Annotated in this window: 20 protein-coding genes; 17 read left to right on the forward strand and 3 right to left on the reverse strand. The window is 44.1% G+C overall.

The window, feature by feature from the left end; genetic code table 11:
- The first annotated feature begins 58 nt into the window (after window positions 1-58).
- The 4 genes from lysS to QQ041_RS23405 all read left to right on the forward strand — a co-directional run bounded on the left by lysS (window position 59) and on the right by QQ041_RS23405 (window position 4,550).
- Window positions 59-1,591: a lysine--tRNA ligase gene (gene lysS, locus QQ041_RS23390; protein ID WP_060983067.1), complete on the forward strand. Its 1,533-nt coding sequence runs from the start codon at window positions 59-61 to the stop codon at window positions 1,589-1,591.
- 271 nt (window positions 1,592-1,862) lie between these two features.
- A complete protein-coding gene (gene vpsR, locus QQ041_RS23395) occupies window positions 1,863-3,197 on the forward strand; it encodes a cyclic-di-GMP-binding transcriptional regulator VpsR (protein WP_086773746.1) in 1,335 nt (444 codons plus the stop codon).
- A 585-nt stretch (window positions 3,198-3,782) separates the two neighbouring features.
- The gene (locus QQ041_RS23400; RefSeq protein ID WP_004735015.1) at window positions 3,783-4,034 is read left to right on the forward strand and encodes a hypothetical protein; all 252 of its coding nucleotides are present in this window, start codon (window positions 3,783-3,785) and stop codon (window positions 4,032-4,034) included.
- A 204-nt stretch (window positions 4,035-4,238) separates the two neighbouring features.
- Window positions 4,239-4,550 (forward strand): DUF6482 family protein, encoded by a 312-nt coding sequence (locus tag QQ041_RS23405; protein WP_004735016.1) that lies wholly within the window; start codon window positions 4,239-4,241, stop codon window positions 4,548-4,550.
- A gap of 69 nt (window positions 4,551-4,619) precedes the next feature.
- Here the strand turns inward: QQ041_RS23405 and mutH are convergent, their stop codons facing one another.
- The gene (gene mutH / locus QQ041_RS23410) at window positions 4,620-5,285 is read right to left on the reverse strand and encodes a DNA mismatch repair endonuclease MutH (protein WP_048606845.1); all 666 of its coding nucleotides are present in this window, start codon (window positions 5,283-5,285) and stop codon (window positions 4,620-4,622) included.
- 616 nt (window positions 5,286-5,901) lie between these two features.
- Here mutH and rppH point away from each other — a divergent pair.
- The 7 genes from rppH (at window position 5,902) to QQ041_RS23445 (ending at window position 13,425) form a co-directional block, all read left to right on the forward strand.
- Window positions 5,902-6,420 (forward strand): RNA pyrophosphohydrolase, encoded by a 519-nt coding sequence (rppH, locus tag QQ041_RS23415; protein WP_017059335.1) that lies wholly within the window; start codon window positions 5,902-5,904, stop codon window positions 6,418-6,420.
- Between the two features lie 2 nt (window positions 6,421-6,422).
- Window positions 6,423-8,672 (forward strand): phosphoenolpyruvate--protein phosphotransferase, encoded by a 2,250-nt coding sequence (gene ptsP / locus QQ041_RS23420; protein WP_285955165.1) that lies wholly within the window; start codon window positions 6,423-6,425, stop codon window positions 8,670-8,672.
- Between the two features lie 8 nt (window positions 8,673-8,680).
- Complete coding sequence (locus QQ041_RS23425; RefSeq protein ID WP_285955166.1) at window positions 8,681-9,472, forward strand: sulfite exporter TauE/SafE family protein; 792 nt, start codon at window positions 8,681-8,683, stop codon at window positions 9,470-9,472.
- Window positions 9,473-9,529: 57 nt separating this feature from the next.
- Entirely contained in the window at window positions 9,530-10,351 is an 822-nt protein-coding gene (gene lgt / locus QQ041_RS23430; protein WP_008221585.1) for a prolipoprotein diacylglyceryl transferase, read from the forward strand.
- Window positions 10,352-10,360: 9 nt separating this feature from the next.
- Window positions 10,361-11,212: a thymidylate synthase gene (locus QQ041_RS23435; protein WP_285955167.1), complete on the forward strand. Its 852-nt coding sequence runs from the start codon at window positions 10,361-10,363 to the stop codon at window positions 11,210-11,212.
- Window positions 11,213-11,336: 124 nt separating this feature from the next.
- Window positions 11,337-12,731, forward strand: a complete 1,395-nt coding sequence (locus QQ041_RS23440; protein ID WP_285955168.1) for a winged helix-turn-helix domain-containing protein — start codon at window positions 11,337-11,339, stop codon at window positions 12,729-12,731.
- Between the two features lie 217 nt (window positions 12,732-12,948).
- Window positions 12,949-13,425: a hypothetical protein gene (locus QQ041_RS23445; protein WP_146490558.1), complete on the forward strand. Its 477-nt coding sequence runs from the start codon at window positions 12,949-12,951 to the stop codon at window positions 13,423-13,425.
- Between the two features lie 280 nt (window positions 13,426-13,705).
- On the opposite strand, the gene QQ041_RS23450 is transcribed toward QQ041_RS23445, so the two are convergent.
- Window positions 13,706-14,851, reverse strand: a complete 1,146-nt coding sequence (locus QQ041_RS23450) for a Na/Pi symporter (RefSeq protein ID WP_048662115.1) — start codon at window positions 14,849-14,851, stop codon at window positions 13,706-13,708.
- 389 nt (window positions 14,852-15,240) lie between these two features.
- Here QQ041_RS23450 and nhaR point away from each other — a divergent pair, with 389 nt between their 5' ends.
- Together nhaR and QQ041_RS23460 are read left to right on the forward strand one after the other, a co-directional pair.
- Window positions 15,241-16,131, forward strand: a complete 891-nt coding sequence (gene nhaR / locus QQ041_RS23455) for a transcriptional activator NhaR (protein ID WP_146490559.1) — start codon at window positions 15,241-15,243, stop codon at window positions 16,129-16,131.
- Window positions 16,132-16,231: 100 nt separating this feature from the next.
- Window positions 16,232-16,525, forward strand: coding sequence for a metalloregulator ArsR/SmtB family transcription factor (locus tag QQ041_RS23460; protein ID WP_004735028.1), 294 nt, complete (start codon window positions 16,232-16,234; stop codon window positions 16,523-16,525).
- Between the two features lie 274 nt (window positions 16,526-16,799).
- On the opposite strand, the gene rpsT is transcribed toward QQ041_RS23460, so the two are convergent.
- A complete protein-coding gene (rpsT, locus tag QQ041_RS23465) occupies window positions 16,800-17,060 on the reverse strand; it encodes a 30S ribosomal protein S20 (RefSeq protein ID WP_004739529.1) in 261 nt (86 codons plus the stop codon).
- Window positions 17,061-17,311: 251 nt separating this feature from the next.
- Here rpsT and murJ point away from each other — a divergent pair, with 251 nt between their 5' ends.
- The 4 genes from murJ (at window position 17,312) to lspA (ending at window position 23,478) form a co-directional block, all read left to right on the forward strand.
- Window positions 17,312-18,874 carry a murein biosynthesis integral membrane protein MurJ gene (murJ, locus tag QQ041_RS23470; RefSeq protein WP_353057850.1) on the forward strand — a complete coding sequence of 521 codons (1,563 nt, stop codon included), beginning with the start codon at window positions 17,312-17,314 and terminating at the stop codon, window positions 18,872-18,874.
- 70 nt (window positions 18,875-18,944) lie between these two features.
- Complete coding sequence (gene ribF / locus QQ041_RS23475; protein WP_017062867.1) at window positions 18,945-19,880, forward strand: bifunctional riboflavin kinase/FAD synthetase; 936 nt, start codon at window positions 18,945-18,947, stop codon at window positions 19,878-19,880.
- Between the two features lie 63 nt (window positions 19,881-19,943).
- Window positions 19,944-22,820: an isoleucine--tRNA ligase gene (ileS, locus tag QQ041_RS23480; protein ID WP_285955170.1), complete on the forward strand. Its 2,877-nt coding sequence runs from the start codon at window positions 19,944-19,946 to the stop codon at window positions 22,818-22,820.
- A 157-nt stretch (window positions 22,821-22,977) separates the two neighbouring features.
- Window positions 22,978-23,478, forward strand: coding sequence for a signal peptidase II (lspA, locus tag QQ041_RS23485; protein WP_004735054.1), 501 nt, complete (start codon window positions 22,978-22,980; stop codon window positions 23,476-23,478).
- The last annotated feature ends 80 nt before the right edge of the window (window positions 23,479-23,558 follow it).

The raw sequence follows: 23,558 nt of genomic DNA on the forward strand, positions 1-23,558 counted from the left end.
AATGCCTATATTTGCAAAAATATAGCTGTCCAAATTTTAAAAGCAGGGTACATCTCTAATGACTGATGCTGTTCAAAACGAAAACGCACAAGAAGCTTCTTCACCTGAAGAGAACAAACTAATCGCTGAGCGCCGCAGCAAGCTGGATCACATCCGCCAAAACTGCAAAGCTAACGGTCACCCAAATGACTTCCGTCGTGAGCACCTAGCTGGCGATCTTCAAGCGGAATTCGGTGAGAAGACTAAGGAAGAGCTAGAAGAGCTCAACCACATCGTTGCGATCGCTGGTCGTGTTATGGCGAAGCGTGGTCCATTCCTTGCGATTCAAGAAACTTCTGGTCGTATCCAAGCATACGCAGCGAAAGACGTACAAAAAGTACTGAAAGAGAAGTACCAAGGCCTAGATATCGGTGACATCATCGGTGTTAAAGGTGCGCTTCACAAATCAGGTAAAGGTGACCTTTACGTGAACATGGAAGAGTTTGAATTGCTGACTAAAGCACTTCGCCCTCTACCAGAGAAGTTCCACGGTCTAACTGACCAAGAGATGCGTTACCGTCAGCGTTACGTTGACCTAATCGTGAACGAAGATTCTCGCAATGCATTCATCGTGCGTTCTAAGCTTGTATCTTCAATCCGTAACTTCATGAGCTCAAAAGGCTACCTAGAAGTTGAAACGCCAATGATGCACGTGATCCCGGGTGGTGCGACTGCACGTCCATTCATCACTCACCACAACGCACTAGACATCGACATGTACCTACGTGTTGCACCTGAGCTTTACCTTAAGCGTCTAGTGGTTGGTGGTTTTGACCGTGTATTCGAGATCAACCGTAACTTCCGTAACGAAGGTTTGTCTCCACGTCACAACCCAGAATTCACAATGATGGAATTCTACCAAGCGTACTCTGACTACAAAGACCTTATGGATCTGACTGAAGAGATGTTAAGCACGGCAGCAATGGACGTTCTTGGTTCTACTTCTATGCCTTACGGTGATGAAACAGTTGAGTTCGGTGGCACTTACGCTCGTATGAGCATGTTCGATGCAATCAAACACTACAACCCTGAGCACGCAGAGATTCAAGCGCTAACAGAGGCAGATCTGCAAGACCGTGAGAAGATGGTAGCTATCGCTAAATCTGTACACGTAGACGTAGAAACGTTCTGGACATGTGGTCAGCTTCTTGAAGAGATCTTTGGTGAAACGGCTGAGCCTCAGCTAATTCAACCAACGTTCATCACTGGCTACCCTGCGGACATCTCTCCTCTAGCTCGCCGTAGCGATGACAACCCGTTCTTCACAGACCGTTTTGAATTCTTCATCGGTGGCCGTGAAGTAGCGAACGGCTTCTCTGAGCTTAACGATGCACAAGACCAAGACGAGCGTTTTAAAGCGCAAGTTAACGCGAAAGACGCAGGCGATGACGAAGCAATGTACTACGATGCAGACTACATCACAGCTCTTGAGCACGGCCTACCGCCAACAGCGGGTCAAGGTATCGGTATCGACCGTCTAGCAATGCTATTTACAAACACGCACACAATCCGTGACGTGATCTTGTTCCCGGCAATGCGTCCACAAGCGTAATTCTTGCTTAAGGGTCGTAGCAGCCCACAAAATTAAAAAGCCACCTTCGGGTGGCTTTTTCTGTTTTTGGGCTTCAAAACCTAGTCTGTACCGCACTCTTGATTCGAAAAATCGTTATTTCTGACATAGTCTTACTATTGAGACATAAAATCTAAGATAGTCTCACTACTATACGTCTCTGCGCTGAATACGATCTCGTGGCATTTTGTCGAACGATGAAGCATTGACTCGTATTAGCCTGATTTAAATAAAAATAGAATAAGGAAGAAGGATGGGAACTCAATTTAAGATGGATTCCTTACCAGGTTCTCTTATCGTCGTTGGTGGTGCGTACGAACCCTGGTTATCAGTGTTAGAACAAGTGGGTTGGCAGTGTACCCAGTGTGCAGATTTACGAAAAGCCGATGCCTTGATTGCTGATATCGGCCCATGTATTGGTATTGTCGATCTTAGTCATGATGAGTTCAGTCTCAATGGTATTGCTAACCTTGTGAGCAATAACAAGCAGGTGAGATGGCTCGCCTTTATCCGTGAATCTCAATTAAGCTCTGATACGATCTGCCAGTTTATCGTTAACTTCTGTATCGACTTTTTCACGGCACCAATACCAGATGCTCAGTTGTTAAGTACCATTGGTCACCAACTGGGTATGCTTAAGCTTGAGCAGAAGGTATGGCCAAACTACGGCATCAATAACAACATGGGCCTACTAGGTGATTCTGTAGCTGTGAAGCGCCTGAGAGACCAAGTGAAGCGTATTGGCCCGACAGATGTAAGTATCTTAATTTATGGCGAGAGTGGGGCAGGTAAAGAGACGATTGCACGTTCTATTCATCAAAACTCGTCACGAGCTCAGAAACCATTTTTAACGGTTAACTGCCGTGCCTTATCTGAAATGAGAATAGAGGCTGAGGTGTTTGGTATTTCAGCACAGCCAGCTACAACACCTTGTATGTTGGAAGAAGCTGACGGCGGAACCATCTTACTCAATGATGTTTTAGCAATGCCGCGCAATCAACAATTGAACCTGTTGCGCTTTTTGCAAGAAGGTAAGATTGAAACCGCGAATGGGCCTAAATCTGTCGATGTACGTATTCTGGCTGCGAATTCCTCTGATATAGAGAAGGCGTTGATCGAAGGTGACTTCAATGAAGAGCTCTACCACTACATCAATGTTCTGCGTATTCATGTCCCTAGCCTGAAAGAACGTGTGAGTGATATTTCAGTACTTGCGAATCATTTCCTTCGTGAGTACTCGAAAGAGTTTAATGCTCAGGCTAAGAGCTTTTCAGACGATGCCATTCGTTCGATGAATCGCTATCACTGGCCAGGCAACGTCCGTGAGCTGATGAATCAGATTAAGCGTGTTGTGTTGATGTCTGATGCCGTGATCATTGAGGATCACCAACTCGATTTACCAAAACAGAATGATGAACGCCGTAGCTTGAAAAGCATTCGTGAGCGTTCAGAGCGCGATGCATTGCTGATTGTATTGGAGTCCTATGGTGGACAGGTTTCGTTGGCGGCCAAGGAGCTTGGAGTATCACGAGCAACTATGTACCGTTTGCTGAATAAACACAGCCTTATTTCTGAGGGTGTTGTGTAGAATTCTCTGCTAAGTCATTCAGTCTGTTAGTGTAAATTTAAGAGCCACGCATCATGCGTGGCTTTTTTGTTGCTAATCTATGCGTTTATGTTCGAACAATCGAGAGATGAACTCTCAGTGACTAAGAGAGATATGCTGTGATTTTATATAATTATAGTGAATATCTTATATATAAATGAATATGCAACTGATATTTTAGGTGAATGCATTGTTTTGAAAATGTTAACCAATTATCGGTTGAATAATATACTCACTTGGTTAGACTTTAACCGTGAAAGCAGCGATTTAACAAAGACTTGTCTGCTTTTACTACCCATTTCTTTTTGGATTTTTTAGTTAGTTTGGAGGCGCAAATGAAACATTTCGATTTTATACAGCATATTTGCGCTTCGTTTGATCCGTGTTCTGACATGGTGACTGTTATGTCACAAACATCAGCCATGGCCGATCGAAACACCCAAGATAAACCTAACTAATAGATCCGTATCCTTATTTGGCTGCGGAAAAATAGCAGCTAAATGAGAAGCCCTCATACTATCTAACACGCTATTTTTCCTCAGTTTATTCAACAACTGGAGAGTTATTATGCGTCACTCAGTATATTTAAAATTAGCAACAGTCCTTATCCGTGCAGACCTTCGTCGTGAAGAGCGTGAATGGCAACGAAAAGTTCGTCGTAGTTCATATGATCTACCATGGAACAATACTCACTTATTAAGAGATATTGGTCTTGAAGCTGACGGTCGACCTATTGGTTTTTCTGAGCCAGAAGTCGTCACTATTGAACGTCGAGTACGTCACCTTCGTCGTGTTCTAAGTGCTCGAATACCGACGTAATCTGTGGGGTTGATAGCACCTTTCAACCCCTTAGATAAGTCACAGGGATAGTTATGGCGTCGAAAGTGTAAGCTTTTGAACTAGAACTGACCAAAAAAGAGAAGCTTTTGCTTCTCTTTTTTGGTTTTTTAATCGAGAAAAATCAACACGCCCTAGTAAAGAAATAGAGTTCTACTAAGCTTTAGAGAGCAAGGGAGGCTGGCTATGCAAAAGCATCAATTAGACATGTGGTTACATGGAGAGCACAAAGACTCTTATCAAACACCCAAAGTGTACGTTATTGGTTGTTCTGATATCTCAGAGTATCTATTGGCGGTGGAGTATAAACACAAGCTAGAACCGGTAAAGCAAGATGGCGAGCCGCTTCACTTTGGATCCTTGGATCAAGTGAAAGAGGAGTTACTCCGGCTCGGCTTTGAAAAGGCCTACCTTCGCTTGCACAACGCGTATGACGAGTTTGGTAATGAACCAAGCCAAAGCTACTGCGACATTGAACTGGCGCTCAAACCTCATTAGAACTCGTTTTTTAGTACCGACGGTTTATAACATATTGATCATCAGATCTTTGAGGCGTGTTAAAACGACCTATGCGTAATGTGTTGTCAGCAATTTGTGGGTGAATTGAGTTCGTAGATAGAAACCACGTGGTTTAGTTTTGATTGGTTTTCCACTTGCACCGTAAGCTTCTGTTAACACTCGACTGTTGGCGGCTTTTGGACGTAAATGCAGTGCTTCACCGTGTCTTGCTGTTATCTGCTCAACATTGCCTAAAACAATCAACTCCATCAGCTCTTCCCAATCTCTTTTCAAGAGTTCGTCTTCAGCTTGGCTAGGCGTCCATAATAAAGGGGAGCCTACATGCCTCTCAGCTAGCGGGATCTCTCTTTCCCCCTCGACAGGGATCCACAACACTTTAGATAACTTGTTTCGAACGTGGCTGGTTTCCCAAGTTATGCCTTGCACGCCCATCAAAGGCGCAACACACACAAAGGTGGTTTCGAGTGGCTTGCCAGAGTAGCCAATCGGAATGCTTTTTAGCTCGATCCCGAGCTTGGCAAAATCTTGTTCTGGCTTGCTGCCTGCAGGTGCACCCAAGTGCCACTCCAATAGCTGCCCAACCCAGCCTTTATCACGCTTAAGGTCATTTGGCATCACCATCTCGGCTTCATCAGCAAGCTCTTTAAAGGTCATTCCGGCGATAGCATATGCGCGCTCTAACAGCTCTTGTTGTGTTTGTGGTTCTGGTTTCATAATAAAAGGCATGATCAAAAAAACGATTTTATCAGAAGTTATCACCAAATGACGACTGGTTAAGAAATGATCTCCTTGCAAGGGAAGGGATCAAAGTCAGGGTTATCCACAGGACATAAAGGTAATTAATTGAAATATTAATTTAGTGGATAAATAAACAGGGGTTTATGGTGGATAAAATGCTTGCCAAATGGGGTTCAAAATGAATCTTTCACTTGGTAGTGTGGATAAACATCGGAGTGGTTGATCTTTAACCATGTCAGGTTTCTGAAAGATCTTTTACATTGCTAATGTTTTTTAAAACCAAAATAATATTTTAATTTATTGATTTGTATGAAAATAAAATGAAGTTGATTGATTTTTCGTTTTTGGTGTTGATGAATCTATGGATTAAAAAAAACGATTGCGGGTAATTCTTCACATAGTTATTCACAGAAAAGGTGAATAAATGTGGTCTATGTCTCACTATTGTGTGGGTAACTAGAACTTGAGCAAAACTTATCCATATTCCTAGTTATTATTCATAAATATAGCGCTTATCACGTCACTAAGTTTGCTCCGATTGGGGATATGTGGAAAAATCAGAGTAATTAAAAATTTAGATAGAGGTTGGCCAGTGATAGATGGCGATGGTTACCGATTAAATGTTGGTATTGTAATCTGTAACAACCATGGTCAGGTCTTCTGGGCTAAACGATACGGGCAACATTCATGGCAATTCCCTCAAGGGGGAATAGATGAAGGTGAGACTCCGGAACAAGCAATGTACCGCGAGTTGTATGAAGAGGTTGGCCTTACCAAAAAGGATGTAAAGATCGTCGCGACAAGTCGTCATTGGTTACGCTACAAGCTACCCAAACGACTGGTTCGGTGGGATTCTAAACCTGTCTGTATTGGACAAAAACAGAAGTGGTTCCTTTTGCGCTTAGATTGCGATGAATCGCATATCAATATGCAGCGTGGAAGTACACCTGAGTTTGATGGTTGGCGTTGGGTGAGTTACTGGTACCCAGTTCGACAAGTTGTTTCTTTCAAGCGAGATGTGTACCGTCGAGCGATGAAAGAGTTCGCATCTTTAGCAATGCCGTTTAAAGAGCGAAAAATAAAAGGAAAGCGCAAATTGCGTAGAGGTTAAGCATGCTCAGTCAACTAAGGGAAATAGTTGAACACGTATCAAGAGTTGAAGATGTGTCGACGGCTCTTGATATTTTGGTTAAAGAGACATGCAGTGCGATGCAGACGGAATGTTGCACCGTGTATTTGGCAAATAATGATATGCAGCGCCTTGAGTTGATGGCAACTCAAGGCCTGATCTTCAAAGGTAATAGCATTCACATTGGTTTTGACGAAGGTCTGGTTGGCCTTGTTAAAAGAAGTGCTGAACCTATCAACCTTGCACAAGCGTCTGCTCACCCTGCTTATAAGTTTTTTCCAGAGCTTGGAGAAAACGTCTATCACTCTTTTCTCGGCACTCCGATTATCCACCGCAAGCAAGTGCTTGGTGTATTGGTTATTCAACAGAAGACCTCTCGTTTATTCAGTGAGATGGAAGAATCTTTCCTTGTCACGCTCTCAGCACAACTTGCCGTTATTGTGGCGCACGCCCAAACTCAAGGTCATTGGCTGTTAGAGCAACAGAAACTACCTGCGACTAAAGGTATTGCAGCTTCATCGGGTGTGGCGATTGGTGATTTGTGGTGGGACAATACTCAGCCTGAACTCACCGATGTTTATCCTGCTTCGACGCTCAATGTAGAGAGAGAGCATGAGTTGTTGGCGGTAGCGGTTGAAAACGCCCTCAATGACTTTAAGCGCATGCGAAAGCGCTTAGATAGCGAAATCAATAAAGATGCGTTGGCGATCTTTGACCTGTTTACTCACTTACTCAACGATCCTATGTTGCGTAAGGATCTGAAGAGTCAAATTCAGAAGGGCGATAAAGCCGATTGGGCATTAAGACAGGTTGTTGAGAGCTATTCGAATCGCTTTGCTCGTATGTCAGATGTGTATCTTCGTGAGAGAGCGCAAGATATCCGAGAGCTCGGACAAAGGCTGCTCTATTTCCTCCATAACTCTGAACATGAACTCCGCACCTTAGATAAGCCGATTATTCTAGTGGTTCGTGAGTTAACCGCTTCGGTATTAGCGTCTATTCCCAAAGAAAAGCTCTTGGCGGTTATTTCTTTGGAAGGGGCGGCGAACTCGCACGCAGCGATTTTATCTCGAGCGCTTGGCATACCTTCAGTCATGGGGGTAAATCTCAACCTAGCTCAAGCTAATGGTAAGCGAGCGATTGTTGATGGGTATAGCGGTGAGATCTTTATTGAGCCGACTAAAAGCCTGCTCAAAGAGTATCGAGGGCTGATTCTGGAAGAGAGTGAGCTCTCCTCTATGGTCAATCGCGAGCTGTACCTTCCGGCAAAAACCCAAGACGACAAGCAAGTCGAGATCCTGCTTAATGCGGGCTTGAGTGCAGACACTAACATCGCTATCAACCAAGGCGTTGATGGAGTAGGGCTGTATCGAACTGAAATCTCTTTCTTGTTGCAGCAAAGATTCCCGTCAGAGGATGAACAATTCAAGCAGTATCGTTCTGTGCTGGCAAGTTACCCAGAGAAACAAGTGGTGATGCGTACACTCGATATCGGTGGTGATAAGGCCTTACCTTATTTTCCTATCGAAGAGGACAATCCATTCCTTGGTTGGCGTGGTATTCGTTTTACGCTCGATCATCCTGACATCTTTATTATTCAGTTACGTGCCATGCTACGTGCGAGTTGTGAAAGCCATAATTTGAGTATTTTGCTGCCGATGCTCTCAGGTGCTCAGGAATTGGATGACGCGCTACAGCTGATTGAACAAGCGTATGACGAAGTGCATGAGCTTGATAACCGAGTGCGTATGCCTCGCGTTGGTATCATGATTGAAGTGCCGTCCATGCTGTACATATTGCCGTTGATTGCGCATAAGGTCGACTTCGTTTCAGTTGGTACCAACGACTTAACCCAATATTTATTAGCGGTTGATCGGAACAATTCACGAGTATCCGATGTCTATGAATCAATGCACCCTGCGGTGATCATGGCATTAAAACAAATTCATGATACTTGTAAGCAATATCAATTACCTGTGTGTATTTGTGGCGAATTAGCCGGTGACCCGATGGGCGCGCTGCTATTGATTGGATTGGGGTATGAGACGTTAAGTATGAATACCTCGAATGTCGCAAGAACCAAATATTTGATTCGTCAATCGAACTTGGCTGAATTACAGGATTTGGCAAATAAGGCACTTTCAAAACCGTATGGTAGTGACATCTATAGTATGATGCTGAACTATTTCGAAGAGCGTGAATTTACAGGCTTCATTCGAGCAGGTAAAAAATAGGATTTAACGTGTCATATGAACTGATAGGCTTGTTAGCAGGCCTTGGTGCTATTGTTGGTGTTTTAGCTGGCTTGCTAGGCATTGGTGGTGGTTTGCTGGTGGTTCCGGCCTTACTGTTTTTGCTTCCTAAAGCGGGTATACCTCAAGAGTTTGCAATGCAAATGGCACTGGCTACGTCGCTATCCACAATTATTGTTACGTCGGGATCGTCTGCGATTAACCACTTAAAGTTGGGTAACGTGGATATCTTTGTCGTTAAGTGGTTAATGCCAGGAGTGGTTGTCGGTGGTTTCCTCGGCTCTTTTGTGGCCGAAGTGATTCCGGCTCAGTATCTGCCAAAAGTATTCGGTATGATCGTGTTGATGTTGGCTTTACAAATGCTATTGTCGATTCGCTCTAAGAGTCAGAAAGCGATGCCAGGTTCAGCTAAAACCATGTTATGTGGCGGCGGTATTGGTTTGGTATCAAGCTTAGCGGGTATTGGGGGGGGGTCGTTGTCTGTACCTTTCCTTAACCATCATGGTGTGGAAATGCGTAAGGCAGTGGGTTCATCTTCAGTGTGTGGTTTCGTGATCGCTATCTCTGGAATGCTAGGCTTTATTTGGCATGGCTCGTCTGTCGAGGGGCTGCCTGCGTTTAGCCTTGGTTATGTCTACCTACCTGCCTTGATTGCGATATCGTGTACATCAGTACTGACGACGCGAGTGGGGGCGAAGCTGGCCACTCAATTACCAACCCCTGTGCTAAAGAAATTCTTTGCGGTATTTTTAATGTTTATAGCAGCCACAATGCTGCTGTAGTGTCTTTTCTGTTAGCCATTGAGCTAACCGTTATTCAATTTAGATAGAGAGCCAAGTATGTCTCAGGGTTTTATCGAATTCCCAAATATCGATCCTGTTCTTATTGAACTAGGACCAATCTCAGTTCGTTGGTACGGCCTAATGTACCTTGTCGGTTTTATGTTTGCTCTTTGGCTAGCAAATCGCCGAGCTGATCAGCCGGGTAGTGGTTGGACTCGCGAGCAAGTCTCAGACTTATTGTTCGCTGGCTTTCTAGGTGTGGTGCTGGGTGGTCGTATTGGCTATGTACTGTTCTACAATTTTGATCTTTTCCTAGCCGACCCACTTTACCTATTCAAAGTGTGGACTGGCGGTATGTCTTTCCACGGCGGGTTGCTTGGTGTTATTACCGCAATGTTCTGGTATGCGAAAAAGAATGGTCGCACTTTCTTTGGCGTCGCAGACATGATTGCACCATTGGTACCCTTTGGTTTAGGTATGGGCCGTTTAGGTAACTTCATGAACAGTGAGCTATGGGGCCGTGTTACGGATGTACCATGGGCTATCGTATTCCCGAATGGCGGTCCACTTCCTCGTCACCCATCTCAGCTTTATGAAATGGCGCTTGAAGGTATTGTGCTGTTCTTCATCTTGAACTGGTTTATCAAAAAGCCGCGTCCTCTTGGTTCTGTATCAGGGTTATTCCTTGCAGGATATGGTACATTCCGCTTCTTAGTAGAATACGTACGTGAACCAGATGCACATCTAGGCTTGTTCGGCGGCTTTATCTCTATGGGACAAATCCTGTCATTGCCAATGGTTATCATCGGTGCGCTGATGATGGTTTGGGCATACAAGCGTGGTCACTACAAAGACGAATTACCACAACAGACGAAGTAAGGAATTGGTGTGAAACAGTATTTAGATCTCTGTCAGCGTATCGTTGATAACGGTACTTGGATTGAAAATGAACGCACGGGCAAGCGCTGCCTAACCGTGATCAATGCTGACCTTGAATATGATGTTGGTAACAACCAGTTCCCACTTGTCACAACGCGTAAGAGCTTTTGGAAAGCGGCAGTTGCTGAACTGCTTGGCTACATCCGTGGTTACGATAATGCTGAAGATTTTCGTAAGCTAGGGACTAAAACTTGGGATGCGAACTCGAACCTGAACGAAGCATGGCTGAATAATCCTTACCGCAAGGGTGAAGATGACATGGGCCGTGTTTATGGCGTTCAAGGCCGTGCATGGGCAAAACCTGACGGCGGTCATATCGACCAACTGAAGAAGATTGTAGATGACCTGACGAACTGTATCGATGACCGTGGTGAGATCTTAAACTTCTACAACCCAGGCGAGTTCCATATGGGATGCTTGCGTCCGTGTATGTACAGCCACCATTTCTCTCTACTTGGTGACACTCTGTACCTAAACAGTACTCAGCGCTCTTGTGATGTACCACTAGGTCTGAACTTCAACATGGTTCAAGTGTACGTGTTCCTAGCGATCATGGCACAAATCACCGGTAAAAAAGCAGGTGTTGCTTACCACAAGCTAGTTAATGCTCATATCTATGAAGATCAACTGGCGCCAATGCGTGATATTCAGCTGAAGCGTGAGCCTTTAGCGGGCCCTACGTTCCATATCAATCCGGAGATTAAGTCTCTAGAAGATTTGGAAACTTGGGTAACGATGGATGACTTCTGGGTTGAAGGTTACGAGTGCCACGAAGCGATTAAGTACCCATTCTCGGTTTAATTGAATCTGTTTTGTTTGATTGAAAGGCTGCCACTGTGCAGCCTTTTTTATTTGTGATGCTTGGCTTGCTTACCATTTATAAAACCAATAACCTTGTGGGGTCTTTTCTAACTACAGAACTGCTATGACTCGCTCGCATTGCTTTGTATTGCAACATGACTTCCCTATTTCATTTTACCCTGATAAGAATCAGTTGGTGATTGATTATGAGGCGATTCATCTAGAGCCATTGCAAGCTAAATTGCTGAGCTATTTCATTGAGAATCGTGGGCGAGTGGTGAGTACGCAGCAGATTGCCGCGGATGTGTGGCAAAGAACTCAAGTGTCTGACAACTTGGTCAGACAGGTCATCAGCTTACTGCGCAGTCAGCTTCAGGATAAGTCACGCCCATATCAGATTATTCAGACCATTCCTAAGCAAGGTTACCTGTTCGATGTTGAGGTGACTCAGCCGAGCATCGAACCAACTCCCATCGAGGACGTCTCTCAGCTTGAACCTAAGGCCCTTGTCGCTAAGTCGAAAAAGAAAACCATCGCCCTGATTACAACAGCGGTATTCTCTGTTGGCTTAATAGCTACCTGGGCGTGGCAACTCGATGTCCCAACTAATGACACCACTGTTATTTCTGCTAATCAAAATGATGTAATTCCCGTTTATATCCATGATATAACACTCGATTCTACGAACGATTATGAGATGTCGGAGAGTGTGTATAACTATCTTTTCTATGGGCTGAACTCAGCTAAAAACCTATCGGGTTACCACTTTTCTCAGCTATCTAAACAAGGTAAGCAATCACTGGTCAACAATGGTATCGAACTCAAAGGTTGGCTCAAGCAAAAGGGTGGAGAGTATGTACTGAGCGTACTTGTACAAAACAACCGCCAGCCCAATCAAAGTCAGAAAGTGGAAAAGCGCTTCAGCCAAGATAATTTCTTTGATGCCATTGGGGATGTGATTCTCGAGATCAAAGCCATTATTGCTCCTATGAGCTCAGAATACGGCGTGGCAAGTCATCGAGTGACCTCTATCGAAAACTACGAGGATTGGAGTGTTATCTCTGAGGGGATATCGCTTTTTTACCAAGGCAAAGGTGGTCAGCCATTTGAAGACATAGCGGTTCAGTTGGATGTGATTCAACAGCAAGGGCGAGATAATTATTTGGTCAATGCTTTGCTGTCGTATTCCGAGTCTTTGGCCTATTTGCAAAACAGTGAGCAAGAAGATCGCGAACGCGCTCTGCAATTGGCAAAGCAAGCCTTTGAGATGAACCCACGTTGTGATATTGCCAATCTGACCCTAGGGCTTGCATTGTTAATTAACCAACATGCCAATCAAGCTTTTCCTTACCTTTCTTATGCTGCTGAAAGTACGCCGAGTCCAATTAGCTTTTATCTACTCAGTGTGGCTGACAAGCTATCGGATAATCCAAAAGGCTCACAATACAATTATCAACGCTACACTGAAGTGAAAAAAGAGCATGACGGTCAACTCTTTGATCTTATTGAATCTTTATAAAAACCAAACCTTTTCTAAATGCCTAAACTCTCTTTCAAGCGAAGGTGTTTCATGAGAGCTGATAGCTCCGGTATTCCCGCAAGTTTTTCTTGTGCCAACAGGCTTCTCAACATGTTTGATTATTGTTTGGACTTAGGCTCGATTGCCTTGCATCAAGTGTAAACACGCCGAATTCCACATACTTGTCACCAAATAATTCACTATTTGGGGTACATACATGTTGAAGAAGTTTGCTTTTCAGATCATACCGATTCAGATCTTTTTATTCGTCTTTTGGTTCAAAAATGGCTTTATCGATAAAGTGATGGGCGTACTACTTGGCTTCATTTCGCCGGATACCGCATATGCGGGAGACACCTGGGCTGGTTGGAAAGGCTATATTGTAGGCACTTGGGATAAGAGCCAAGTCGGTCATGCTTTACTTAGCCCAACGTTCGACTTTATGTTTCCGATTCTGATTGCGTTGCAATGTGTTCCATTTTTACTGGTTATTCGCTCTGTATTTGCAGGTGAGTTCATGGTCGGGAAAGACCGTCCGTGGTTACTTTATGCTGCATTTTCTTCTTTGTTTGTGACTGCTTGTATGGCTTTCACTCAAACCATCACTGGCGCAAGCGATGGACAGTATCTATGGCAATTTATCGGTTTTGGCATGGTTGCGATTATGTACCTGCGTAATGAGCAGGGTAAGTAGGGTAGCTAGATACGAGTGCGCGAGATGCGAGATACGAAGATCTAAGAATAGAAACGAGTAAATGAGATTATTAATACGAAAAACATACCTAGGTTTGAGTCGGCGATATACCAAGTACGACTATCACAGTTCGTGTTTTTCGTTGCTCGCTTACCCGTATCTCTAATCTGCTTCTGGGTCTTCGCCACTCGTTTACTCGAATCCCGTATCTGCTGTGCAGAAAAGAAAAAGCCCACAACCTAGGTTGCGGGCTTTGCTATAAGCGATGTTTGTTTTGCTATTAAGCAGTCAGAGCTAACACTGTACCAGGCAGTACAAGGAATACCGCAACAAGGTAGCCTGCTACTACAGATTTGTTCTTCACAGCCATATCCGAAATCATGTCAGCCGCTTTAACTGGAAGTTCACGTAGGAACGGGATTCCGAAGATGAATACCGTTGCCATGATGTTGAACACCAAGTGTACTAGAGCAATTTGTAGTGCGAATACTGCGAACTCACCAGATACTGCTGTTGCTGCAAGTAGAGCGGTAATACATGTACCGATGTTTGCTCCCAGAGTGAATGGGTAAACGTCACGTACTTTAAGAACACCTGAACCTACTAGCGGAACCATCAAGCTTGTTGTCGTAGAAGAAGACTGAACAAGGATAGTAACGATAGAACCAGAAGCGATACCGTGGATTGGACCACGACCGATTGCGTTCTTTAGAATCTCACGAGCACGGCCAACCATTAGGCTCTTCATTAGCTTACCCATTACTGTGATGGCTACGAAGATAGTCGCAATACCTAGAACGATAAGCATGATGCCGCCAACAGTGTCGCCAAATGTTGATAGAGGCTCTTTAATCGCACTGACTACTGGCTTAGTGATTGGCTTGATGAAGTTAAGACCACCCATGCTCATATCACCTGTTGCTAGCATTGGTGATACTAACCAGTGAGAAATCTTCTCTAGAATACCAAACGCCATCTCTAGTGGTAGGAAGATAGCCACAGCTAATAGGTTAAAGAAGTCGTGAATTGTCGCACTTGCGAATGCACGCTTGAACTCTTCTTTACAACGAACGTGACCAAGGCTAACTAGCGTATTGGTTACCGTAGTACCAATGTTCGCACCCATGATCATTGGGATTGCTAGCTCAACAGGTAAACCACCTGCCACAAGGCCAACGATAATTGAAGTAACTGTACTAGATGACTGAATCAGCGCTGTTGCTACTAAACCAATCATTAAGCCTGCAACTGGGTGTGAAGCAAATTCAAAAAGAACCTTTGCTTGCTCGCCTGTTGCCCATTTGAAGCCTGTACCAACCATTGAAACTGAAAGTAATAGTAGGTAAAGCATGAATGCCAAGTTAGCCCAGCGTAGCCAACGAGTAGTGCTCGAGATAGGCGCTGCTGCAGTAGTAGCTTGGTTCATAATGTATTCTCCATTGGACCGTTTAAGTCTGTGTTTGGTCTGTTTGTTTAATCTGAGCGTGATGTTAGAGAATAAATATTTCAGTAATATTACATTTTGCTTTAGGTCGGTTTTTTTTGTGATGATTTACTGTTTAAATATTTTGACAGTAAATATTGCTATTTTAACTAATTGTTTTTGTTGGATTTTATTTGGTTTGTAACTTGGTGATGTAGATCTTAAAAGTTGGAGAAAAATTGAAAATATTCACTGAAATATTACATTATGAAATCAGACACTTCGTAAAAATAGGTAGTAATACTTAGTTAGGTTTGGTTTTTCCGAGTTTATTGAGTGGCGGTGTCATATTTGATATAAAAGGCTATCTACTCTTTTATTACGGCACATCTATGTCGCACCTCAACTATAACCATCTGTATTACTTCTGGATGGTTTGCAAGCAAGGCTCAGTTACTAAAGCTGCAGAAGCCCTATTCTTAACACCACAAACTGTAACGGGGCAGATAAAAGCCTTAGAAGAGCGCATGGATGGCAAGTTGACCAAGCGTAATGGCCGCAGTGTTGAGCCTACAGAGCTTGGACAGCTGGTCTTTAAATATGCCGATCGTATGTTTGGCCTGAGTTACGAGATGCTGGATATCGTGAATTACAGCCAGCACTCCAATATTTTGTTTGATGTTGGCGTTGCAGATGCACTCTCTAAAAGGCTCGTCAGTAAGATACTGATGTCGACCATTCCCCCTGATAACAGCATTCATTTACGCTGTTTTGAATCGACCCATGAAATGTTACTTGAGCAACTCTCACAACATAAACTCGATATGATCTTGTCTGACTGTCCGGTGGACTCTAGTCAAAGCCCGGGTCTGTTTAGTAAAAAATTGGGTGAGAGTGGAATGAGCTTTTTTAGTTCAGGTCAGGTTGAAGGTGTTAACTTCCCCGCAGTATTAGAACAAAGAAAGCTTTTGATCCCAGGAAGCCGAACTTCGATGGGACGTAAAGTACTGCAATGGTTCGATAGACAAGGACTTAAACCTGATATTTTGGGGGAGTTTGATGACGCGGCATTGATGAAGGCTTTTGCTCGTTATCACGATGACGCAATATTCTTAGCGCCGACGCTTTATATGTCTGAAGTTGAGGAAGATACGTCACTGCAATTATTGTGTGGTATTGAAGAGTTAAAGGAGGAGTACTACGTCATATTTGCTGAGAGGATGATCCAACATCCAGCAGTAAAAAACGTATGCGACGCAGATTTTAGCAAATTGTTCGAGTGAGGCGGTTTGTTAATGAATTGATATCGATTATCATAACGCCACCATATGCCGGAAATACTGATAGCCCGTAGTTGGCGTAAAGGTTGTAGGGAGCCAAACTATGAACTTAAAAGAGATGGAGAAGAACTCAGCGCAAGCTGTGATTCTACTCAAAGCCATGGCCAACGAGCGTCGCTTACAGATCTTGTGCCTATTACATGGTACTGAGCTGTCGGTTGGGGAGTTGTGTGGCAAGTTGGAACTGAGTCAGTCTGCTTTATCTCAACATCTTGCTTGGTTGAGAAGAGATGGTTTGGTCGAAACTCGCAAAGAAGCTCAAACCGTGTATTACACATTGAGCAGCGAAGAAGTCAAAGCGATGATTAATCTACTGCATGGTATATACTGTAAGTAGCTAATTGCTGGTGGGAGGGGGATTTCTTATCAGCGATGGAATGACACAAGGAAGTGTCAGTATTTCATGTCGAACGTTAAAATCTATTTATCTATCTACGTACCAATTTGCTTCTCTCTTTATTTTCCTGATTGTTTTTTATCTATCTGCTTAATTGTCTATCGGTAAGTAAAATGGCTGTTAGCACGTAAAATAAAAGCGTTATTCAAAATTTAGATATAAAAAAACCGGCCTAGGCCGGTTTTTTTCGTTTTGCGTTGTAATCAAATTTCTATTAAAGAGCTTTGATTGCAGCAGCGAAACGAGACTTATGACGTGCAGCTTTATTCTTATGAATAAGGCCTTTAGTCGCCATACGGTCAAGAAGTGGTGTAACTTCTACAAGAGCAGCAGTTGCAGCTTCTTTATCACCAGCTGCAATAGCTGCGATAGTCTTTTTCATGTAAGTGCGCATCATAGAACGACGGCTAGCATTGTGCTGGCGACGTTTCTCAGCTTGGATAGCGCGCTTCTTAGCAGATTTACTGTTTGCCAAGGGTCTAACTCCCAAAAACTTAGTTCGGTGACAATTTAAGGGCGAGGACTATCCCTCATTAGCGCTTAATTGTCAAATGATTTGTGCAAAAACCAATCGTAGCCAAACAAACTTTGGTATGGAAAGGTCATCGCGGTTAAGATGGCGGGGATTCTAACAGCATTTTTAGACCAATGCTAATAAATATGCTTCTTAGGATAGGATAGTATTTATCCTCGCTTGAAAGTAATCAACCAGTGTCAGAGGTTTCTGTGAGTAAACGACTATTAAAGTCAGGCCTGATTGTCAGTGCAATGACTTTTGTTTCCCGTGTGTTGGGGCTAGTACGTGATGTAGTAGTAGCAAATTTGATGGGGGCTGGAGCGAGTGCTGACGTATTCTTCTTCGCTAATAAAATTCCTAATTTCTTACGTCGACTTTTTGCAGAAGGTGCGTTTTCTCAAGCGTTTGTTCCTGTATTAACGGAATATCACGCAGCAGGTGATAAAGATAAGACTCGAGATTTAATTGCCAAAGTATCAGGTACGCTCGGAGTTTTAGTGTCTATCGTCACCGTTATCGGGGTATTGGGCTCTGGCGTGATCACCGCGATGTTTGGTGCGGGTTGGTTTATCGACTGGCTAAATGATGGCCCATCAGCACCAAAATTTGAGCTAGCGAGCTTTATGCTCAAGATTACCTTTCCTTATTTGTGGTTTATCACCTTCGTAGCTTTATCTGGGGCCATTCTTAATACATTAGGTAAGTTTGCGGTCTCTTCTTTTACTCCAGTGTTCTTGAACGTGATGATCATAGGCGCTGCATGGTTTATTTCACCTAATTTAGAACAACCAGAAATTGGTTTAGCCATTGGTGTGTTTCTTGGTGGCTTAGTCCAATTTCTTTTCCAAATGCCTTTCTTGATCAAAGCGGGTGTGTTGGTTAAGCCGAAGTGGGGCTGGAGAGATCCGGGTGTAGTTAAGATCCGCACACTAATGATCCCTGCTTTATTCGGTGTATCGGTCAGTCAAATCAATTTATTGTTTGATACCTTTATTGCCAGCTTCCTCGCAACAGGCTCTATCAGTTGGTTGTACTACTCAGACCGACTGCTTGAATTTCCTCTCGGTTTATTCGGTATCGCGATTGCGACCGTGATTCTTCCTGCTTTATCTCGTAAACACGTAGATGCTCAAGGGGAAGGGTTCGCGCATACCATGGACTGGGGCGTGCGCATGGTTTTGCTGCTTGGTATTCCTGCGATGTTAGGTCTTATCGTTTTAGCTAAACCAATGCTGATGGTGCTATTCATGCGCGGTGAGTTTTCTCCACATGATGTACAGCAGGCATCGATGTCATTGGTAGCTTACGCGTCAGGCTTGCTTAACTTCATGTTGATTAAAGTTTTAGCCCCGGGCTATTACTCTCGCCAAGATACCAAAACACCGGTTAAGTACGGCATTATCGCAATGGTGACCAATATGGTGTTTAACGCGATCCTTGCTTATTTCTATGGTTATGTGGGGTTGGCTATTGCGACGGCGCTGTCTGCCTTTGTGAATATGGCACTGCTATATCGCGGCTTACACCTTGCTGGTGTCTACAAACTAACAAAGACGACTTTGTTGTTCTGCGCGAAGTTAATTGTCTCTGGCGGTGTGATGGTTGCGGCTATTTTGTGGCAGCTAGATAATATGCAACAGTGGCTTGAATGGAGCTTTAGTCAGAGAGCGCTGATGCTAACAGGCTTGATTGGACTTGGTGGCTTTGTTTATATTGTTTCGGTACTGGTTTTAGGTATCCGAGTAAAACATTTAAAAGCAGCGACAGATTAATACTGATTAGTATATAATCCGTCGGTTTCACACAATAAATGATGCAAATAACAGGTTTTAGCTGATCATAATGGAACTGATCCGAGGTATACACAATATTAAAGCGCAGCATCATGGCTGTGTATTAACCATAGGTAACTTCGATGGTGTTCATTTAGGACATCAAGAGGTTCTGAGTCAGGTTTCTAAACAAGCTGCAGCATTAGGGCTACCTTCTGTTGTTATGACGTTTGAACCGCAGCCTATGGAGCTGTTTGCCCGAGATAGAGCGCCAGCACGTTTAACTCGCTTACGAGACAAATACGTGCAACTGAGTAAGCTAGATATCAGTCGCTTATTGTGTGTCAATTTTAATCAGTATTTTGCAAGTTTATCCGCAGAAGCATTCATTAAAGATCTTTTGGTTGATAAGCTTGGTGTGAAGTTCTTGGTGGTTGGTGACGATTTTTGCTTTGGTAAAGGTCGCACTGGTAATTTCGCTATGCTCAAAGAGGCGGGCGAGAAGTACGGTTTTGAGGTGGTAAGCACCCAAAGCTATTGCTTAAACCAATTACGAGTAAGTAGTACTGAGATACGAAATGCATTAGCGGTCGATGACTTGGCTGCAAGTGCTACCATGTTAGGACGTGATTACAGTATTAGTGGTCGAGTGTCCCATGGTCGAAAACTAGGGAGAACTATCGGTTTCCCTACCGCTAATATTCCATTAAAGCGTTGTGTTTCTCCTGTATCGGGAGTGTATGTTGTTGAAGCTTTGGATATCGATGGTGTTCCTGTCGGTGGCGTTGCTAATATTGGACAACGACCAACAGTTAATGGGGTAAGGCAGCAATTAGAAGTGCACTTTTTTGACTTTAAAGCCAATTTATATGGTAAACAGTTAGAAGTACGACTTTTGCACAAACTGCGCGACGAGATAAAATTTGAATCGTTCGACGCACTAAAGAATCAAATAGAATTGGATGCTGAAGCCGCAAGGGTGTGGCTGCTTCAGCTAAAGAATTAATCGGATGATTCCACCGATTAACATAATGTCTAACTTCGCCCAATATAACGGAATTAAGAATCGATGAGTGATTATAAAGATACCCTGAACTTACCAGAAACAGGGTTCCCAATGCGCGGCAATCTGGCAAATCGTGAGCCAGAAATGCTGAAGCGTTGGTACAAAGAAGATCTTTACGGCGAAATCCGTAAGGCAAAGAAAGGTAAAAAATCTTTCGTACTGCATGATGGCCCTCCATACGCGAACGGCGACATTCACATTGGCCACGCGCTGAATAAGATTCTTAAAGACATTATTATCAAATCTAAGACCCTTTCTGGTTTTGATGCACCGTACATCCCTGGTTGGGACTGTCACGGTCTTCCGATCGAGTTAATGGTTGAGAAGAAGAAAGGTAAGCCTGGTCAGAAGATTTCGGCTGCTGAATTCCGCGAAGAGTGTCGTAAGTACGCTGCGGGTCAAGTTGAAGGTCAGAAAGAGAGCTTCAAACGTCTTGGTATCATGGGCGAGTGGGACAAACCTTACCGCACTATGGATTTTGGCACTGAAGCGAACATCATTCGTTCTCTAGGCAAAATCGCAGACAAAGGTCACCTTCTTAAAGGTTTCAAACCAGTTCACTGGTGTACTGACTGTGGTTCTGCTCTGGCTGAAGCTGAAGTTGAATATAAAGATAAAGTTTCTCCATCTATCGATGTGAAATTTACTGCAGCTGACGAAGCGGCACTTCTAGAGAAATTTACTCTAGCTGAAGGTCATGCGGGTCAAGGCGAAATTTCAATCGTTATCTGGACGACAACACCATGGACTCTGCCGGCGAACCGCGCAGTATGTCTACGTGATGATCTTGAATACGTGCTTATCCAAGTTGAAGCGAATGGCGACCTGCCTGCTCAACGTATCGTTGTTGCTTCTGAATTAGCAAAAGACGTAATGGACCGTGCAGGTATCGAGCATTTCCATAACCTTGGTTTTGCTACAGGTGCTGATCTTGAGCTTTCTCAGTTCAACCACCCGTTCTACGATTTTACTGTTCCTGCTGTTCTTGGTGACCACGTGACAACGGATTCAGGTACTGGTGTGGTTCACACTGCGCCTGGCCACGGTCAAGAGGATTTCGTGGTTGGTAAGAAGTACAACCTAGAAATCGCTAACCCAGTTGGTTCAAACGGCGTTTACCTGCCAGATACTGAGCTATTTGCTGGTCAGCATGTATTCAAAGCGAACGACTCTGTTTTAGAAGTTCTAAAAGAGAAAGGTGCACTTCTGCATCACCACGCATACGAGCACAGCTACCCACACTGTTGGAGACACAAAACTCCAATCATCTTCCGTGCAACACCACAATGGTTCATCTCTATGGATCAAGCTGGCCTACGTGCAAAAGCACTAGAGTCAATCAAGAGTGTTGAGTGGTTGCCTGAATGGGGTCAAAGCCGTATCGAAGGCATGGTTGAAGGTCGCCCTGAGTGGTGTATCTCTCGTCAACGTACTTGGGGTGTGCCAATTGCTCTGTTTGTTCATAAAGAAACAGCAGAACTTCACCCAGAAAGCCCAGCGCTTATTGAAAAAGTTGCGAAGCTAGTTGAAGAGAAAGGCATTCAAGCTTGGTGGGATGTAGACGCTGCTGAACTTATGGGCGCAGAAGACGCTGATAAGTACGAAAAAGTAATGGATACGCTAGACGTATGGTTCGACTCAGGTGTTACGCACTTCTCTGTTGTTGATTCTCGCGAAGAGTACAACTTCCCGAACGAAGAGCGCACTCACAGTGCTGATCTTTACCTTGAAGGTTCAGACCAACACCGTGGCTGGTTCCAGTCTTCTCTAATTTCATCTATCGCGATGAAAGACGAAGCACCATACAAGCAAGTACTAACACACGGTTTCGTGGTGGATGGTAACGGCCGTAAGATGTCGAAATCTATCGGTAACGTTGTTGCACCTAAAGATGTAACCAACAAGCTAGGTGCAGATATCCTGCGTCTATGGGTTGCTTCTACAGACTACACAGGTGAAGTTGCGGTTTCTGATGAAATCCTGAAGCGTTCAGCGGATGCTTACCGTCGTATTCGTAACACGGCTCGTTTCTTCCTAGCGAACTTGAACGGTTTCAACCCTGAAACTGACCTAGTACCTGCTGAAGAGATGGTTGCACTTGATCGCTGGGCTGTTGGCCGTGCTCAAGCTGCACAAGAAGAGATTGTTAAAGCATACGGCGAGTACAATACTCACGGTGTGACTCAACGTCTAATGCAGTTCTGTTCTATCGAAATGGGTTCTTTCTACCTAGACGTAATTAAAGACCGTCAGTACACAGCGAAGCAGGGCAGCCATGCTCAACGTAGCTGTCAGACTGCGCTTTACTACATCGTAGAAGCTCTCGTTCGTTGGATGGCACCTATCATGTCGTTCACTGCAGATGAAATCTGGAACGAGATGCCAAGCTCTCTACCAACTGGAGAGCAGCGCGACACGTTCGTATTCACAGGTGAGTGGTTCGAAGGTCTATTTGGTCTTGCTGAAGGCGAAGAGCTAAGCAACGAATTCTGGACTGAAATCCAATCTGTTCGTGGCGCAGTGAATAAGCTTCTTGAAGATGCTCGTAAAGAGAAAACGATCGGTGGTGCACTGCAAGCTGAAGTTACTCTATACGCTGACGACGCACTAGCGGCGAAAATCAACAAGCTAGAAGATGAACTACGTTTCGTACTTATCACTTCTGCAGCTGTTGTTAAGCCACTGAGCGAGAAGTCTGATGCAGCGCAAGCGACAGACGTTGCTGGTCTATTCGTTGAAGTTGCAGCTACTGAAGCTGAGAAGTGTGATCGTTGCTGGCACCACACTCCAGATGTAGGCACTATCGAAGGTCACGAGAAAGTTTGTGGTCGTTGTGTGTCGAACATCGACGGTGAAGGCGAAGTGCGTAAGTTCGCATAACGACTCAGAGAAAGACTGAACTTTTTGTAAAAATCATAGCCCCAGTATCAACTGGGGTTATTTTTAGTTATAGGAAATGTGTTTAACCAAGTCGGTAATCAAAGCCACTTAAGGTGACTAACAATGAATATCAACTTCGTAAATACTAGGAATTGAAATGAGTGAAGTTTCGTTAAAACAATCTGGTGTACGTTGGTTATGGCTGGCTCTATTGGTCTTCTTGGCTGATATCGGCATTAAACTCTTTGTCATGGACAATATGGGTTATGGCTGGGCAAACCGTATTGAGGTGCTGCCATTCTTTAACTTTCTGTATGTCCATAACTACGGTGCAGCGTTTAGCTTCTTGAGTGATCAAAGTGGTTGGCAGCGTTGGTTATTTACGGGTATCGCTTTTGCGGTAACAGGCATGCTGACGTACTGGATGAGCAAACTACCAGCAGCAGAGAAGTGGAATAACATTGCTTATGCGATCATCATTGGTGGCGCAGTAGGTAATGTGTTTGACCGAGTCGTACATGGCTTTGTTGTCGATTACTTAGACTTCTACTGGGGCACTTACCACTGGCCTGCATTTAACTTAGCGGATATGGGAATCTGTATCGGTGCTGCGATGATCATCTTAGATGGTTTCCGTAAGAAAGACGAAAGCAAATAGCTTGCCTCAAAGTCAGTCTATGACTCACAGAATAGAATAGCCCTAAGCGCTGTCGGTTGATTCCGACGGCGCTTTTTTTT

It is taken from the genome of Vibrio sp. TMPB1044, from assembly GCF_030442075.1.
In the GTDB taxonomy this organism is placed as follows: Bacteria; Pseudomonadota; Gammaproteobacteria; order Enterobacterales; family Vibrionaceae; genus Vibrio; species Vibrio satsumensis.

What these genes read in the sequence shown, in the direction of transcription:
- lysS (WP_060983067.1), top strand. Translation starts at nt 59, where the DNA reads ATGACTGATGCTGTTCAAAACGAAAACGCACAAGAAGCTTCTTCACCT.
- vpsR (WP_086773746.1), top strand. Translation starts at nt 1,863, where the DNA reads ATGGGAACTCAATTTAAGATGGATTCCTTACCAGGTTCTCTTATCGTC.
- QQ041_RS23400 (WP_004735015.1), top strand. Translation starts at nt 3,783, where the DNA reads ATGCGTCACTCAGTATATTTAAAATTAGCAACAGTCCTTATCCGTGCA.
- QQ041_RS23405 (WP_004735016.1), top strand. Translation starts at nt 4,239, where the DNA reads ATGCAAAAGCATCAATTAGACATGTGGTTACATGGAGAGCACAAAGAC.
- mutH (WP_048606845.1), bottom strand. Translation starts at nt 5,285, where the DNA reads ATGAAACCAGAACCACAAACACAACAAGAGCTGTTAGAGCGCGCATAT.
- ptsP (WP_285955165.1), top strand. Translation starts at nt 6,423, where the DNA reads ATGCTCAGTCAACTAAGGGAAATAGTTGAACACGTATCAAGAGTTGAA.
- lgt (WP_008221585.1), top strand. Translation starts at nt 9,530, where the DNA reads ATGTCTCAGGGTTTTATCGAATTCCCAAATATCGATCCTGTTCTTATT.
- QQ041_RS23440 (WP_285955168.1), top strand. Translation starts at nt 11,337, where the DNA reads ATGACTCGCTCGCATTGCTTTGTATTGCAACATGACTTCCCTATTTCA.
- QQ041_RS23445 (WP_146490558.1), top strand. Translation starts at nt 12,949, where the DNA reads ATGTTGAAGAAGTTTGCTTTTCAGATCATACCGATTCAGATCTTTTTA.
- QQ041_RS23450 (WP_048662115.1), bottom strand. Translation starts at nt 14,851, where the DNA reads ATGAACCAAGCTACTACTGCAGCAGCGCCTATCTCGAGCACTACTCGT.
- nhaR (WP_146490559.1), top strand. Translation starts at nt 15,241, where the DNA reads ATGTCGCACCTCAACTATAACCATCTGTATTACTTCTGGATGGTTTGC.
- QQ041_RS23460 (WP_004735028.1), top strand. Translation starts at nt 16,232, where the DNA reads ATGAACTTAAAAGAGATGGAGAAGAACTCAGCGCAAGCTGTGATTCTA.
- ribF (WP_017062867.1), top strand. Translation starts at nt 18,945, where the DNA reads ATGGAACTGATCCGAGGTATACACAATATTAAAGCGCAGCATCATGGC.
- ileS (WP_285955170.1), top strand. Translation starts at nt 19,944, where the DNA reads ATGAGTGATTATAAAGATACCCTGAACTTACCAGAAACAGGGTTCCCA.
- lspA (WP_004735054.1), top strand. Translation starts at nt 22,978, where the DNA reads ATGAGTGAAGTTTCGTTAAAACAATCTGGTGTACGTTGGTTATGGCTG.